This is a genomic window from Halomonas sp. HP20-15 (genome assembly GCF_033446685.1).
Classification (GTDB): Bacteria; Pseudomonadota; Gammaproteobacteria; order Pseudomonadales; family Halomonadaceae; genus Modicisalibacter.
Genome location: NZ_JAWQLY010000001.1, coordinates 132865 through 148374, shown reverse-complemented (window position 1 = coordinate 148374; position 15510 = coordinate 132865). Strand labels below are relative to the sequence as shown.

Annotated in this window: 16 protein-coding genes; 3 read left to right on the top strand and 13 right to left on the bottom strand. The window is 62.8% G+C overall.

Annotated elements, in window-relative coordinates; translation table 11 throughout:
- Positions 1-120 precede the first annotated feature (120 nt).
- The 4 genes from R6258_RS00725 to R6258_RS00710 form a co-directional block, all read right to left on the bottom strand.
- A complete protein-coding gene (locus tag R6258_RS00725) occupies positions 121-1428 on the bottom strand; it encodes a TRAP transporter large permease (RefSeq protein ID WP_318446256.1) in 1308 nt (435 codons plus the stop codon).
- Between the two features lie 27 nt (positions 1429-1455).
- Entirely contained in the window at positions 1456-2001 is a 546-nt protein-coding gene (locus R6258_RS00720) for a TRAP transporter small permease (RefSeq protein ID WP_318446254.1), read from the bottom strand.
- Entirely contained in the window at positions 1994-3178 is a 1185-nt protein-coding gene (locus tag R6258_RS00715; protein WP_318446252.1) for a TRAP transporter substrate-binding protein, read from the bottom strand. Before R6258_RS00715 ends, R6258_RS00720 begins: the two co-directional genes overlap by 8 nt.
- Before the next feature lie 71 nt (positions 3179-3249).
- On the bottom strand, positions 3250-3447 hold the full coding sequence (locus R6258_RS00710) for a hypothetical protein (RefSeq protein WP_318446250.1): 198 nt from the start codon (positions 3445-3447) through the stop codon (positions 3250-3252).
- A 200-nt stretch (positions 3448-3647) separates the two neighbouring features.
- Here R6258_RS00710 and R6258_RS00705 point away from each other — a divergent pair, with 200 nt between their 5' ends.
- Positions 3648-4679, top strand: a complete 1032-nt coding sequence (locus R6258_RS00705) for a LacI family DNA-binding transcriptional regulator (RefSeq protein ID WP_318446248.1) — start codon at positions 3648-3650, stop codon at positions 4677-4679.
- 46 nt (positions 4680-4725) lie between these two features.
- On the opposite strand, the gene suyB is transcribed toward R6258_RS00705, so the two are convergent.
- From suyB to R6258_RS00690, 3 genes are all read right to left on the bottom strand, one after another.
- The gene (gene suyB, locus R6258_RS00700; protein WP_318446246.1) at positions 4726-5895 is read right to left on the bottom strand and encodes a (2R)-sulfolactate sulfo-lyase subunit beta; all 1170 of its coding nucleotides are present in this window, start codon (positions 5893-5895) and stop codon (positions 4726-4728) included.
- Positions 5896-5897: 2 nt separating this feature from the next.
- Complete coding sequence (locus R6258_RS00695) at positions 5898-6182, bottom strand: UxaA family hydrolase (protein ID WP_318446245.1); 285 nt, start codon at positions 6180-6182, stop codon at positions 5898-5900.
- 269 nt (positions 6183-6451) lie between these two features.
- Positions 6452-7342 carry a LysR substrate-binding domain-containing protein gene (locus R6258_RS00690; RefSeq protein WP_318446243.1) on the bottom strand — a complete coding sequence of 297 codons (891 nt, stop codon included), beginning with the start codon at positions 7340-7342 and terminating at the stop codon, positions 6452-6454.
- 108 nt (positions 7343-7450) lie between these two features.
- Here R6258_RS00690 and R6258_RS00685 point away from each other — a divergent pair, with 108 nt between their 5' ends.
- Positions 7451-8449: a YeiH family protein gene (locus R6258_RS00685; RefSeq protein ID WP_318446241.1), complete on the top strand. Its 999-nt coding sequence runs from the start codon at positions 7451-7453 to the stop codon at positions 8447-8449.
- 100 nt (positions 8450-8549) lie between these two features.
- Here R6258_RS00685 and R6258_RS00680 read toward each other — a convergent pair whose 3' ends face one another.
- The 6 genes from R6258_RS00680 to R6258_RS00655 all read right to left on the bottom strand — a co-directional run bounded on the left by R6258_RS00680 (position 8550) and on the right by R6258_RS00655 (position 14241).
- Positions 8550-9893 (bottom strand): UDP-glucose/GDP-mannose dehydrogenase family protein, encoded by a 1344-nt coding sequence (locus tag R6258_RS00680; protein WP_318446240.1) that lies wholly within the window; start codon positions 9891-9893, stop codon positions 8550-8552.
- A 23-nt stretch (positions 9894-9916) separates the two neighbouring features.
- Positions 9917-10924: an NAD-dependent epimerase gene (locus R6258_RS00675; RefSeq protein ID WP_318446238.1), complete on the bottom strand. Its 1008-nt coding sequence runs from the start codon at positions 10922-10924 to the stop codon at positions 9917-9919.
- An 80-nt stretch (positions 10925-11004) separates the two neighbouring features.
- Positions 11005-11496, bottom strand: a complete 492-nt coding sequence (locus R6258_RS00670; RefSeq protein WP_318446236.1) for a hypothetical protein — start codon at positions 11494-11496, stop codon at positions 11005-11007.
- A gap of 329 nt (positions 11497-11825) precedes the next feature.
- Complete coding sequence (locus R6258_RS00665; RefSeq protein WP_318446234.1) at positions 11826-12392, bottom strand: hypothetical protein; 567 nt, start codon at positions 12390-12392, stop codon at positions 11826-11828.
- Positions 12393-12583: 191 nt separating this feature from the next.
- Entirely contained in the window at positions 12584-13381 is a 798-nt protein-coding gene (locus tag R6258_RS00660; RefSeq protein WP_318446232.1) for an HAD-IIB family hydrolase, read from the bottom strand.
- Between the two features lie 53 nt (positions 13382-13434).
- A complete protein-coding gene (locus tag R6258_RS00655) occupies positions 13435-14241 on the bottom strand; it encodes a DeoR/GlpR family DNA-binding transcription regulator (RefSeq protein ID WP_318446230.1) in 807 nt (268 codons plus the stop codon).
- Between the two features lie 172 nt (positions 14242-14413).
- Here R6258_RS00655 and phnD point away from each other — a divergent pair, with 172 nt between their 5' ends.
- Entirely contained in the window at positions 14414-15436 is a 1023-nt protein-coding gene (gene phnD, locus R6258_RS00650; RefSeq protein ID WP_318446228.1) for a phosphate/phosphite/phosphonate ABC transporter substrate-binding protein, read from the top strand.
- Positions 15437-15510 lie beyond the last annotated feature (74 nt).

Below are 15510 nucleotides of genomic sequence, written 5' to 3'. Positions count from 1 at the left end.
TGTCGCTATCTGTTGTGGGTCGCGCGATGCGCTTGTTGACGTTGTCGATGGTTGCGCCTTTCTCTTTATGTAAGCGCTTACATTATTGCCTGATAAAACCGGCTCCAGGCGCTCACCGGCCTAGAGCGCCCAGGTCGACAGCCAGGGGACGAAGGCCACCAGCAAGACGACCACCAACATCCCGATGACGAACGGCACGGCGTGCCGGGCCACCGCCAGTACCGAACAGCGGGTCAAGCCGGACACGACGAACAGGTTCAGCCCCAGGGGCGGCGTGATGAAACCCAGCCCCAGCGTCGTCACCATCAGGATGGCGAAGTGGAAGTCGTTCATGCCCGCCTGGTGCGCCAGGGGCAGCAGCAGCGGTGAAAGGATCACGATATTGGGAGTGGTCTCCATCACGCAGCCCGCCAGCACCAGGATGCCGATCATCAGCAGAATGATCAGGGTCGACGAGTCGGTGAAGTCGCTCACCGCGCCGACCATGGTCTGGGGAATATCGAGGCTGGCCAGCGTCTGGGCCAACGGCAGCGAGACCGCGATGATCGGCACGATCACCCCGCAGACCCGGGCCGAGGATTCCAGCATGCGCGGAATGTCGCCAAGCACCAGGCGCTTCTGCATCAGGCCGATGATCACCACCACCACCACCGCGACGGCCGCCGCCTCGGTGGGCGTGAAGATCCCCGAGTAGATGCCGCCGAGGATCACCACCGGCACGAACAGCGCCCAGCGCGCTCCCCACACGGTGATCAGCCAGTGCCGCCATGAAAAGCGGGCCTTGTCCGCCTCGTAGCCGTAACGCCGGTTGAGCAGCATGTTGGTGAACATCACCGAGAACATCACCATGACGCCGGGGATCGCCGCCGCCAGAAACAGCGTGGAGGCCGACATGCCCAGCACCAGGCCCATGACGATGTAGGCGATCGAGGGCGGGATCAGGATGCCGGTACAGGCACCCGAAGCGACCAGCGCACAGGCGGCCGGCAACGGGTAGCCGCGATCGACCAGCCGGTGGATGGTCATCCGCCCCACCGCCGCCGCCCCGGCAGCATCGGACCCCGAGATGCAGGCGAAGAAGCCGCAGCCCAGCGTGGTCGAGTTGCCCAGCCCGGTGCGCAGCCCGCCGACCGTGGCCTCGGCCACGTCGAGCAGCTTGTCGGAGAGCCCCGAGCGTACCAGGGCGTCGCCGGTGAGGATGAACAGCGGCACCGCGATCAGCGCAAAGGCGTTGATTCCGTCGAAAAGCGCCTCACCGAACACCGACTGCGGCAGCGTATCGGTGAGTGTCAGCATGCCCAGGGCGCCCAGCCCGATCGACACCCACACCGGCACCCCGAGAGCAATCATCACGATGAGCAGCGAGCAAGGCACAAAGAAGGTCCAGTCGAGCGACGACACGGCCTGCTGTGCAGCGAGGAATTCCATGGTTCACCTCCTCAGTCGAACGGCTTGTCAGTCGAACAGCCGGTTGCCGTCGAACGGTGGCAGGCCGCGGCGCATCCGAAGGATATCCGCCACCATCGATTGCACGACACGTCCCGCCACGACCAGGAAGCCCAGCGGGATCGCGGCCAGGAAGATCGCCTGCGAGACACGTAGTCCTGGCGTCACCGAGCCGAACTGGATCGACGTCCAGACTGGCAGTAGCGATAGCCACAGGGCCCACACGGCCAGCACTAGGGTGGCAATATCCGCCAGCCACCAGGCCAGCCGCTGGATCCGCGGCCCGCCCAGGTTCACCAGCACGTCGATACGGATGTGGGCGCGGTCGCGCACCGCCGCCCCCGCAGCGATCCAGGCCAGGTAGATGAAGGCGTACCGTGACAGCTCTTCACCCCACACCGAGGAGTAGTCGAGCAGGAAACGGCGCAGCACCTCGACCGCCACCGTGGCGATGATCAGCGCGTAGAAGGTCAACAGGACCCAGCGCTCCACGCCATGGTCGAAGGCAGCGAGCCGCTCGTGCCAGCGCGGTGGCCCCTTTTTGACCTCAAGCATTGCTGTCGACGTAATAGCCATTCGACACCTCCGTTGCGGCCAGCAGCTCATTGAACTTGTCCAGCGAACCGGCCAGCTCGGTCTTCAGGTCGTTCCAGGTCTCCAACTGGTGGCCACACTTCTCCTTCCACTGGCCGATTTCAGCGTCGCTGGGCGCATAGATATCGATGCCGGCATGGCGCATCTCGTAGTAGGCATAGGCTCGAGCCGCCGGCACCTTGGCCAGGTTTTCTCGGAACGTCACATCCGAGGCCTGCATGATCGCCTCGCGAACATCGGCCGGCTGTGCGTCGAACCAGCGCTTGTTGCAGGTATAGACCTGGGCGTCGGGCACCGACTTGATCGTCGAGATGGATGCCAGCACATCGGTGAAGCCGAACACGTAGAGCGCTTCGACGCTGGGATCGAGGGCATCCGCGACGCCCTGCTTCATCGCCGAAGAGGTCTCGCCCCAGGCCACCGGGGTGGGGTTGGCGCCGGCCAGGCGATAGACCTTCTGCAGGATCTGCGACGAGGGCACGCGGAACTTGATGCCGCGGATGTCGTCGGGGGTGCGGACCGGGTGATCGAGCAGGCCCTTGCGCACGGCGACGGTGCGCGGATCGATGCAGATATAGCTCAACACCTTGAACCCGCGGTCCTCGACCTTGCCGTGCACCACATCCTTCCAGGCGCTGGAAGTCACCAGATTGACCAGATGCTGATTCTCGCCGCACCAGTAGGGGATGTTGATCAGGTCGACCTCGGGCGCAAACGCCGAGAGGTTCGAGATCGAATGCTGAGCCATGGCGATGGTGCCGTTCTGCACCTTGGTGATCAGGGCGCCGCCGGCCCCCAGCTGACCGCCGGGCTGCAAGCGCACATAGAGCTTGCCGCGGCTGAAGTTCTGCAGGTTCTCCTTGAAGTTGAGCTGCATGATTGGATAGGCCCTTGAAGCGCCAAGGCGATACCCGGTGGCCATGACCAGGACAGTGTCCGCGGCCTTCTCGCGCTCATCTTCTTCTTGGGAAACGGCGGCCATCGCCGATTCGGAGAACAGGGTGCCCCCCAGGGCGCCGATCAGCGCCGTCGTGAAGCCATAGCGCCCCACCATATTCAGGAAGTGGCGGCGCTCGGGACGCTCCGGTTCGCGGTTCTCTAAGGCATGACTGTTGGGCTTGTTAGCGTGGCGTAGCATGCTGGAACTCCTGTCTTGTTGTGTCGTGGTCTCGACAAGGCGCCCTGACCGGGGCGCTAATCTCGAGCCGGTTATTCGAGTCGAATACAGGCCGTGATGAAGCAGGCGACCGTGGCGACGAGCAACGTCGCCTCCGCCGCGGGTGATAGCGTGAAAAGCGGCATGTTCCAGCTTTCCAGCGCCAACCGGGCGATAAAGATCGCCATCAGAAGCGCGGACAGAGCGATCAGTCCCCACCCCCAGCGGCGTCTTTTGTCAGTGGTTTGCATGGCCTCCTCCTGTCGTTGTTGTCCTTGTTATCGCGCTGTCCTTGTCAGCTCAGCGTTGCCGGCAAAATTGTAAGCGCTTACAATCAAGCTGATCTAAAGCTAGTCAACCCTTGTCACACTGTCAGTACGACCTTGGTATTAGACCCTGGGGCAGCTCGTCAACCAGTGATACGCTGACCGAAACAATCACGAGTCGATTCATGAACAAGGACGTTAAACGCATATTGCTCGAGGATGTCGCCCGCGAGGCCGGCGTCTCCACGGCGTCGGTTTCTCGTGTGCTCAACCGCGCGCCCCATGTCAGCGAGCGACTGCGCCTGAAGGTCGAAACGGCGGTCGACCGTCTTGGTTACGTGCCCGATGGAACGGCCAGGGCGCTGGCCTCCCGACGGATCGGGGCGATTGGCGCCCTGGTGCCGACGCTGGACAACCCCGTGTTCAGCGCGATGATCGACAGCCTCGAGCGGCGACTCAAGCAATACGACTGCCGATTGCTGATCGCCACTTATCGTTACAGCCTCGCCGAGGAAGTCGAGTCGCTGCGCACCCTGATTCAGCAGGGCATCGACGGTGCGGTGCTGATCGGCCACGATCACCTGCCCGCCACGCTGCGCCTTTTCCAGCAATACGAGCTGCCTTACCTGACCTGCTGGCACAGCGAGGAAGACCCCGACTGGCCGAGTATCGGCTTCGACAACGCGGCGCCGGCACGCGGGCTGGCCGAACACCTTGTCGCGCTCGGTCATTGCAATATCGGCGTCGTCACGGCCCCCGTCGAGGGCAACGACCGTGCCCGAGCGCGCCTGCAGGGCTTTCGCCAGGCTATCGAGGCGGCCGGACACACCCTGCCCGACGACCATGTGGTCACCGTCGAATACGGCATCGAGGAAGGGGCCGCGGCGTTCGCCAAGCTGATGCGCCTCGCGCCGCGTCCCACTGCCATTCTCTGCGGCAACGATGTGCTGGCGTTCGGGGTCATGTTCGCCGCCCAGCGGGCCGGCATCGCGATTCCCGAACAACTCTCGGTGACCGGCTTCGACGACCTGACACAGGCACGCTTCATGCAACCAGCGTTGACTACCGTCGCCACACCGGCCGACGAAGTCGGCCGCCTGGTTGCCGACGCCCTGGTGACACGCATCCAGGGTCAAGCGACGCCGCACCGCCAGGTACTCGAGGCGCGGGTGGTGCTGCGCGACTCCACGGCACCACCCCGGCCCGCTTTCGCCTGAGGCACCGTCTGGCCGCGCCTTCGACGAAACACCGTCTTCCCTATCCTCAGGCGCTCTCGTAGAGCCGTGTCAGCACGAACTCCCGATGACCCAGCGCCTCGGCATTGGTATGCCGGCCGTTGGCGGTGCGCAGCAACATCTCGAGCAGTTGGTCCCCTGCCTGCGGCATGTTGATCTCCCGGCGCAGCACTCCCGAAACATCGACGTCGATATGCTCGCTCATCGTGCGCACCGTGCGCGGATTGGCGCAGAGCTTGATCACCGGCAGGATCGGGTTGCCGATCACGTTGCCCTGTCCGGTTGGGAAAAAGTGCGCCACAAAGCCCGAAGCCGCGCATAACGTGACCATTTCGGCGGCCGCCGACGAGGAATCCATGAACCACAGGCCCGGCCCCGTGGGCGTCTCGGCCTTGTCGAGCACGCCATCCACTTGGCAGCGCTTGCCAATTTTCTGGATGTTGCCCAGCGCCTTTTCCTCGATGGTGGTCAGTCCGCCCTCGATGTTGCCCTTGGTGGGCTGCGACTCGGAAAGGTCGCTGGTCTTGTGGCGGTCGATCATCGCGCTGTAGCGGTCGAACATCGCCTGAAACTGCTCGCGCACGCTGTCGTTGGCGCAGCGTGCCGCGACCAGATGTTCACCGCCGGTGAGCTCGGAGGTTTCGCCGAACACCAGGGTGCAACCCTCGTCGTAGAGCTTGTCGAAGGCTTCGCCGACGGTGGGGTTGGCACCACAGCCGGAAGTGGTATCGGATTCGCCGCACTTGGTCGACACCCACAGCTCGCCGATGTCGCACGGCTCGCGCTGCAGTTCGGTGGCGTACTGGACGAATTCACGGGCCTTGCGCGAGGCGGCGGCGATAGTGTTGTGGTCGCCATTCTGCTCGATCCAGAAGCCCTCTACCGGCTTGCCGGTGGCGCGGATGCCATCGACAACCTTGCCGGTCCAGCCAGGCTCGATACCGATCACGATCACCGCGGCGACGTTGGGGTTGGAGCCGGTGCCGATTAAGGTACGAAAGTGCAGGTCCAAATCGGCGCCGAACTGCAGCCGCCCGTAGGGATGCGGCAGCGCCAGCGTGCCCTTGATGTTGTTGGCCACCGCTTCCGCCGCGGCGTTGGAGATGTCATCCACCGGCAGCACGATCACGTGATTGCGGATGCCGACCCGGCCATTGTCGCGCCGGTAGCCTAGGAAAGTGCTTCCCTTGAGTTCCATGCTTACCACCTCTTGGTTTTGACGTTATGGACGTGGACATGCTCGCCCTGATGGATCGGCTGGACCACTCGGCCGATGTCGACGCTGTACTTGATGACCGCGTCGCCCTCGGCGAGGTCGCGGATCGCCAGCTTGTGGCCGATCGGAATCGCATCCTTAACCTCAAACTGCAACGTCTTGTCCTGGTCCATAACCCACCCGGTCAGCGTCTGACCCGCCTGGACTCCTTCCACTACCACCACGCCGACCGCGTCGTCGGCGTCATGGACCACGAAATCGATGCTCATGCTCCTCTCCTTCGTTGTTCTGATCGACGGGCTCTCAGTGACCCGGCAACTCATGTATATGACATAGTATATATGATAGTCAAGCAAGCGAACGCATTCACCCTCATCTGGACAGCGTCACGCGAGACAGCGACGCGCCGAGAAACCGTGGGTAAGCGGAAACGGTCGGGGGTAAACGGTGGGGAAAGAGTGGAGTGAGAAGAAGACAGCGACGCGTGGCAATAACGGGGCCGGGCCCGCCTTATCTTCAGCGAAGCTGGCAGCAAAGCTTATTCGGATTCCTGCAGGAAGACCTTGAAGGCCTGCCACAGCGGGCTGCGGTAGCGCTCGGGATGCCAGACCAGCGAAAAGGCCCGGGACAGGCTCAGCGGGGTTTCCAACGCCACCAGTTCGCCGCGTGCGAGTTCGCCGGCGACACTCAATCGTGACAGGCAGGCCAGCCCGAATCCGGCACGTACGGCCTGCTTGATCGCCTCGTGCTGGTCCAGTTCCATGCGCACCTGAATGCGTTCGACGTGGGGATGAATCGCCGCCTCGAAGATCGCCCGGCTACCCGAGCCCGGCTCGCGCAGGATCCATTGAGCCGACTGCAATGCATCGTTATCCAGCTGTCCCCGCCCGGCCAACGGATGCTGGGGCGAGGCGATGATCGCCATCTCGTCGTGACGCCAGACCTCGCTGACCAGGCGCGATTCCGTGCACTGCCCCTCGATCAGCCCCAGATCGGCATCGAAGCGCAGGATGTCGCTCATCACCTCCTGCGTGTTGCGCAGGCGCAGCTGCAGATCGACCCCTGGATGGCGCTCGCTGAAGCGTCCGGCCAGCATCGGCAGCAGATAGGTACCAATCGTCGCGCTCGCCGTCACGTGCAGCGTACCGCGTAGCGCTCCCTCGGGCTCCCGGGCGGCATCGACCAGTTCGGTCATGCCCTGCAGCAGCTTCTCGGCATGCGCCAGCAGACGGCTACCGGCATCGTTGAGCTCGAGGCGACGACCCAGCCGCTCGAACAGAACCACGCCCAGTTGGCGCTCTAGATCGCCCAACGCCTGGCTCGCCGCCGATTGTGACAAGCTGAGCTGCCTGGCAGCCGCGCTCACCGAGCCACCCCGCGCAACGCCGACGAATACTTGAAGCTGGCGAAAGGTCACGTGCGTCGGCATATCGGTTTCACTTAATAGTCATATCGTTATTACCCAATAACACATAACGCCATCGCCGATTAGTCTATCGAGACAATTCGAACCTTTCAGCTTCGATGGAGGCGTCTCATGTGGCAGGGCATCGTGTTGTGTGCCGGCTTGACCCTGGGGGGATTTGCGCTGACCCAGCTCCCCGGGATCGTCGAAAGCGGCGTCAGCCCGCTGGTATTCTCGCTGCTGCTCGGCCTGGTGGTGGGCAACCTGCCGTTTATCGGTCGCGTACCGCAGGCGCGCCCGGGGCTACAGTTCGCCACGCGCTGGTTGTTGCGCGGCGGCATTGTGCTGTTCGGCCTCTCGCTGACCCTGCAGCAGATCCTCGGGCTCGGCCCCAAGGTGATCGTGCTGGACACGCTGGTCATCACCACGGTACTGGTCATCGGCTACTGGCTGGGCACGCGAGTGCTCAAGCTGGATGCCGAAACGGCATTGCTGACCAGCGCCGGCAGCGCCATCTGCGGTGCCGCGGCGGTACTGGCGACGGAAACGACGATTCGCTCGAAGCCCGCCGCAACGGCGATGGCGGTGGCCACCGTGGTGCTTTTCGGTAGCCTGGCGATGCTGCTCTATCCGCTGCTCTACCCGCTAACCGGCATGGACGAAGGACTCTACGGAATCTATATCGGCGCCACCATCCACGAAGTCGCCCAGGTGGTCGCCGCCGGCGACGCCGTGGGACCCCAGGCACTGGCCAACGCAGTGATCGTCAAGTTGGTGCGGGTGATGCTGCTGGTGCCCTTCCTGCTGATCGTCGGCCAATGGTGGCTGCGCCGCGACACCCAAGATAACGATGACAGCACGGCGCGCCCCGCGCTGGTGATTCCCTGGTTCGCGTTCGGCTTTTTGGTCATGGTCGTGTTCAATAGCTTGGTCGCCCTGCCCGCCGTGCTGCATGCCGGGCTGGTGACGGTGGGCCAGGTCTCGCTGGCCATGGCCATGGCGGCACTGGGCTTCGAGACGCGCCTGGAAAAGCTCAAGGCCCTGGGCGTCAGGCCCTTCCTGCTGGCGCTGTGCCTGTTCGTGCTACTGCTGGGAGGCGGATGGGCGCTCACGCCGTTGCTCATGAGTTGAGCGTGACCTGACGGCCACATCGGTGGCCACCAGGAAGCCCCGCGTCAATGCGAACGCCCGCCATCATGAGCGGGCGTTCTCGCTGGCGAGCTGGCAGCGCTCAACGAGGCCGCATCAAGGACTCGCCACGACCGACGGCAAAGTACAACAGCCCCGCCGCCTTGACCGCCTCGGGATCGTAGAGGTTGCGGCCATCGACCACCACCGGCGTGGCCAACTGAGCCTTGAGCCAGGCGAAATCAATACTGCGAAAGGCCTTCCATTCAGTGCAGATCACCAGCGCATCGGCGCCGGAAACCGCCTGCTCGCGACCGTCGACCAGCACCAGGTCGTCGCGCTCGCCGTAGAGCCGGCGGCACTCGGCCATCGCCTCGGGATCGAAGGCCCGCACTCGCGCGCCGGCCGCCCACAGCGCTTCCATCAACGTACGGCTGGGCGCCTCGCGCATGTCATCGGTGTTGGGCTTGAAGGCCAGCCCCCATACCGCCACCGTCTTGCCTGCCAGACTTCCATCGAAGGCCTGGCTGAGCTTGGTGAACAGGGTGGTCTTCTGGCGATTGTTGACCGCTTCGACGGCTTCGAGCAGTTCCGAGCGATAGCCGATCTCGCTGGCGGTGCGCGCCAGCGCCTGAACATCCTTGGGAAAGCACGAACCACCGTAACCGCAGCCGGGGTAGATGAAGTGGTAGCCGATACGCGGGTCGCTGCCAATGCCATGGCGCACCTGCTCGATATCGGCGCCTAGCCGCTCGGCCAGGTTGGCGATTTCGTTCATAAAGCTGATCTTGGTGGCGAGCATGGCGTTGGCCGCGTACTTGGTCAGCTCGGCGCTGCGCACGTCCATGAAGATCAACTTTTCATGGTTGCGATTGTAGGGTGCGTAACACTCGCGCATCAGCGTCCTGACGCGCGGCGATTCGGTGCCCACGACGATCCTAGCACCCCGGGCGAAGTCCTCGATCGCCGCCCCTTCCTTGAGGAATTCAGGGTTGGAGCAGACATCGAAAGCCGTTTGCAGCCCCCGCGCGGCGAGGGTGGCGGTGATCTCGGCGTGGACCTTGTCGGCGGTGCCCACCGGCACGGTGGACTTGTCGACGACGACCTTGTAGTCCGTCATGTGTTCGCCGATGCTGCGCGCCACCGCGAGAACATACTGCAGGTCGGCGCTGCCATCCTCGTCGGGGGGCGTCCCCACGGCGATGAACTGCAGGGTACCGAACGCCACCGCGGCGGCGGCATCGGTGGTGAAGCGCAACCGGCCCTCAGCCACGGTATGGCGCACCATTGCCTCGAGACCGGGTTCGTAGATCGGCAGTTCGCCGCGCTCGAGCCGGGCGATCTTGTCGGTATCGACGTCCACGCACAGTACATCGTGACCGACATCGGCCAAGCAGGTGCCGGTCACCAGACCCACGTAACCGGTGCCGAAGATGGTGATTTTCATGGCGCGTTATCCCTGAACCAGTCTCATACTTGATAGAAATCGCGATACCAGGCGACGAAACGCGACACCCCTTCCTCGACCCCGACCGCGGGTCGGTAACCGGTGACCGCAAACAATGCCTCGGTATCCGCCCAGGTCCGTGGCACGTCGCCCGGCTGCATCGGCTGGTAATCGTACTGCGCAATACGCCCGGTGGCATTCTCGATCGCGCGGACGAAATCCATCAGCGCCACCGGACTGCCATGCCCGATGTTGTAGAGCGCGATCGGCGCCCGCCCGCTATCGGGCACCATGGCCTCGTCAGGCCATTCGGGATGACCGTCGGGAATCACGTTGAGGACCCGCACGACGCCTTCGACGATGTCGTCGATATAGGTGAAATCCCGCGACATGTCGCCGTGATTGTAGATCGGCAGCGGAGCCCCTTCGAGAATAGCCCGGGTGAACTTGAACAACGCCATGTCAGGCCGGCCCCAGGGGCCGTAGACGGTAAAGAAGCGCAGGCCGGTGGTGGGCATGCCATAGAGATGCGCATAGGTGTGCGCCATCAGCTCATTGGACTTCTTGGTCGCCGCGTACAGGCTGATGGGATGATCGACGTTGTCGCACGTCTCGAACGGTATCTTGCCGTTCATGCCGTACACCGAACTCGAGGAGGCATAGACCAGATGCGCGACCTGCTGGTGGCGACAGCCTTCCAGCACATTGAGGTGCCCGATCAGGTTCGACTGCGCATACACCATCGGGTTTTCCAGCGAATAGCGCACCCCGGCCTGGGCGGCCAGATGAATCACCCGGTCGAAGCGTTCACCGGCAAACAACCGCTGCATGCCCTCGCTATCGGCAATGTCGAGTTGTTCGAAGCGTACGTTGGAGAAGCCGATCAAATCGTCGAGTCGCGCCCGCTTCAGGGAAACGTCGTAGTACTCGTTGAGATTGTCGATGCCGACGATGGCATGCCCATCCTCGGCCAATCGTTTGGCGACAGCATGGCCAATAAAGCCTGCCATGCCGGTGATCAGAATGTTCATGAACCTTCCGAATCGCGTGTAAAGAGCCGCGTGAAAAATTGCGCGCACTATACCATGCGGGCGCCCCCCCAGGGCTAGCGCTAGGGCTTGCGACGATAGGCGGCGATGGCCCCTATCAGCCCTAATACCACCAGCGCCAAGGCCGCCACACCGAGATAATCCAGGGCACCGTCGAAGGCGGCCAAGCGTGAATCCTCGGCTGCCCCCTGCCGAGACTGCTGGAGTCCATATAATGCTAACTGCCCCGCGCCAACCATCAAGGCAAAAAGCAGGCCCAGCGGCAGACACGACGACAACCCCGGCGGGATCGGTATGCTCGGCAGGCGAATCCGCCGGCGGGGTTCGCCGGTCTTGCGGGTTTTGCTGCTCGCGGCGCGGCGCGATTTCGCCGCGCCGCCACCAGCCTGGCGTGGTTGACGCTTCTGGCGCGGCTTGCGCGTTGCCTGACCGGTCTTGGTGCCACTCTTGCCAGTCTTGTCACCGCGTGCGCCCGAGAACAGACCGCTTACGGCCGTTATCGACAATAGCGCTACCAGCAGGAACAGCGACGTAAAAAAAACCAGTGCGGCCATCACCTCTCCCTTGTTGCGATACTCGCCCGGCCCTGCCCCTGGACCTATAGGCGAGTGTCCAGCCAATCTCGCTTGGCAAAGCCCAGTGTCGCCTTAACCCGCGTCACCGCGCGCCCAATCGAGCGTGCATGGTACGCCCGTGGCTTAGCGATGGCGATTCAGGCAATACGATAGGAGATACAACGACCGATTGGAGAGATGAAAGCGTAGCGTCAAGGACGCGGGTTCAAGACGCACGCCAATGCAGCTTTACCCTGCGCGATACGAGCGACGCCCTGACGCCCTTACGTGACGGACCAGGCAAGCCAGCTTGAAGACCGCCGTGAGCGCTAGGCTTCACCTTTCAGTGACGGAGGTTCGACTTGCTCGAACTGGGCCTGCAAATCATGTTCCCGGGTGGTGAATCGGGTATGTCGCAACTCGCCCTTGGGGTCTATCCACTCGACTTCGTTGAGGCCCTCGACCAGCGCCCGATTGGCTTCAGCCGCCGTGGTCGGCGTGACATCGTTCACCGAGTAGATCAGCGCCTGTTCGCTGACATGGCCACGCAGTGGACTGCGTCGTGACATGCGTAGAATCTTGAGTACCGCGCTGCGGCTTTTTTCCGCGCCCTCGGCTCCTCTTCTATTCATTGCCTTCGATTGCGAGCGATCCGCATCGCCGGTTTCCTGGAGCACATCAAGATCGGCGCACAGCCGCGAGACGAACAGCGCCATCAGAAAGAGCAATGCATTGACCGCAATGGCGCCGGCGGGCACTAAGTACAGCCGGGCCAGCAGTGTATGAGGTTGCAGGGTGGGGTCGAATTCGATCGCCAGAAGCGTCGTGTAAGGAGTCGACACCAGCGCGACCAGCCAGATAACGATTTGTAGAATGTTTCGCTGTTGGCGTTCCATCGAATATCCTCGCCTGTTTTTTAGTCTTATCGGAATAGCTCCCGTTATTCCGTCATAGGCAGCGGAGAATCTTTTAGGCAATTGATTTACACATATAAGCAACTGACTTATATGCGTAATTATGATTTTTTACTCATTTAACATTCGAGTCAACCTCGGCTTATAATAATCGACTTCAACTGCCGGCCAAACTAGCGACGCAACATTAAAAGCCGCTCGGCCATTTCCATGAAACCCTCGCCATGACTGGCTTCGCACAGCCACCGGGGGTGCGCCTGCATGGCATCCAGATGCGCAGCGATGTTAGCGACGCCGACCGAGGCGGGGTAGCTGCGAAATAGCGACTCGTCGTTGGGTGCATCGCCAATGAACAGTACTCGCTGGCGCTGCTCCACGGCCGACAGTCCGAAGTCCTGCTCGAGCACTCGCGAGGCCATGCTGGCCTTGTCATGGTCGCCGAACCAGGCGTTCACATGTATCGAACTGGCGCGCGCGCGGGCCCCGCCCTCACGCATCGTGCCGATCAGGCGCTCGATTGCCTCACGACCCAGCGATGGCACTACATCCTGCGCATGGTCGATCGCCACATCGGCCAGACGATAAGGCTGATCGGCCGCCAGGCGCGCCTGGGGTACGGCCGCCAATGCGTGCCCGGCCAGTTCCAGCAAACGCCGCTGCTCGTCGCGCAGTTGCTCGCGCGGCCGAACGAAGCATTGATCGAGCCCGCCGCCACGGGTCTTGCGAAAACGAAAGGCGCCGCTCTCGCCGATCACCGCCGCCACCGGCCAGGCACGCACGATATGATCGCACCACCCCGCACAGCCGCCCGTGACCGGCACTACATGGATACCGGCATTCTCGAGCCGCTCCATGGCGGCCAGAGTGGCAGCGTCGAGCCGGCCATGGCGGGTCAGCGTGTCGTCGACATCGGTCAGAACCACTTCGATAGGCCGCAATGCCTCATTATCAGCGTCCAGCAATCGCTGCATCGTCATCTCCTTATGGGGCTGGGGCGAATGCCCGCTGCCGATAGTGCCCACGCCTATAGATTCACGGCTGCGCGGCCCGCCGATGAGACCTGCGGCGCGAGATGGACCTCGACCTCGGCCTTGCGCAGCTGCTCGGCCAGCGGCCCCTGCGGCGCTTGATCGGTGACGATGCCGTCGAGATGATCGAGCGGCGCCACCACCTCTAATACCCGCACGTTGAACTTGGTGTGATCGACCAGCAGATAGACGCGTTCGCAACGTGCCAGCATCACTCGCTTGACCCAGGTGGCTTCCCGGTTGACGTCGGAAATACCGTCGGCGGCAATGCCGCTGGCGCCGATAAAGGCCACATTGCCGTGAAAGCGCGACAGGAACTCGCTGGTATCCTGACCGAAGACGCCGCCCTCCCGGCCATTGAAATCGCCGGGGCAGAGAATCGAGCGCAGCGACCCCGCGGCCAGCGCCGAAGCCACGGGATAGCTATTGGTGATCACCGTCAGCCCCTCACCGGTGGCACCCAGCTGCCAGGCCAATTGCGTGGTGGTCGAGCCGGCATCGATCATCAGCACCTGGCCGGGGGAAACCAGTCCTGCCGCCGCGACGGCTATCCGCCGCCGCTCGTCCACGGTCGACTGTTCGCGCTCGCTGATCGAAGGCTGAATGCCCATCGGCCGCGCGACGGCGCCACCATGCGCGCGATCGACCAATCCCATTTCGCTGAGCGCATCGAGATCGCGCCGTACCGTTTCGGTGGTTACTGCAAATTGTTGTGCCAGCGAGGCGATGCGCAAATGCGGCGTATAGCGCAGGGCATCCAGAATCCGTGCGCGTCGCTCATCCTTCTGCAGACGACGAGCCATGCTCTATTCCTCGCAGGCAATCGATACGACCAATGGATAATGTGGTTAAGGCCACATTATGCGTGGCTATAACCACATTCTGGCCTATATTTGTGGTGAAAACCAATTTTAATACACACATCCGGTTGGGATTACCACGATAAAAGCTCCAACCGGAATTGGGAGCCACGCAATGACAATAACCAAGACCGCCTTTCATACGACGCTCAGCCAGACCTGCCGACTGGCGTTGGGCATCGGGACCGCCCTGGCGCTCTATACGGGCGTCGCCAGTGCCCAGGAATCGCAATCGTGCGAGAACCGTGGCGACCTGGCCGACATCTACTGCGACGCCAATGGCGACCTGGTGGCCGATACCCCCACCAACCCCGATGAGCTGCTCGATCCGGATACTCTGGTATTCGCTTACACCCCGGTCGAGGACCCCGCCATCTACGCCGACATCTGGGAACCGTTCATCGAGCACCTTTCCGAGGCCACCGGCAAGGACGTGCGCTTCTTTGCCGTGCAGTCCAACTCCGCGGAAATCGAAGCGATGCGTAGCAACCGTATCCATATCGCCGGCTTCTCGACCGGCCCCACGCCCTTCGCGGTCAACCTGGCCGGCGCCGTGCCCTTCGCCATCATGGGCTCCGAGGATGGCGAATTCGGCTACACCCTGCAGGTCTATACCCGCAAGGACAGTGGCATCGATGAGTTGAAGGATCTCAAGGGCAAGCGGGTCGCGCACACCTCGCCGACCTCCAACTCCGGCAACCAGGCGCCGCGCGCGCTGTTTCCCAAGCAAGGCATCGTGCCCGGCGAAGACTATGAAGTGGTCTACTCCGGTTCGCACGACCAGTCGATGCTAGGTGTGGTCGCCGGCGATTACGATGCCGCCCCGGTAGCTTCCGAGGTCGTCGATCGCATGGCCGAGCGCGGCCTCTACGACCCCAACGAGGTCAAGATCATCTTCGAGTCCAAGCGCTTCCCGACGACGTCCTACACCTACGCGCATAATCTCAAGCCCGAGCTGGCCGAAAAGATCAAGCAGGCGTTCATGGATTTCGATTTCCAGGGCACCGCATTGGGTGAAGAGTTCAGCGGCGTGACGCAGTTCGTGCCGATCACCTATAAGGAAGACTGGGAAGTGATCCGCGATATTCAGGAAGCCAACGGCGTTACCTACACCCCCGAGAACCTGGACAAGAGCTGAGCCTTGGCCAATGCCACTGCTGACGGCCGGGCCGGCGTGATCGACGCCGGCCCGGCTCAATCGGGTTATGGAGG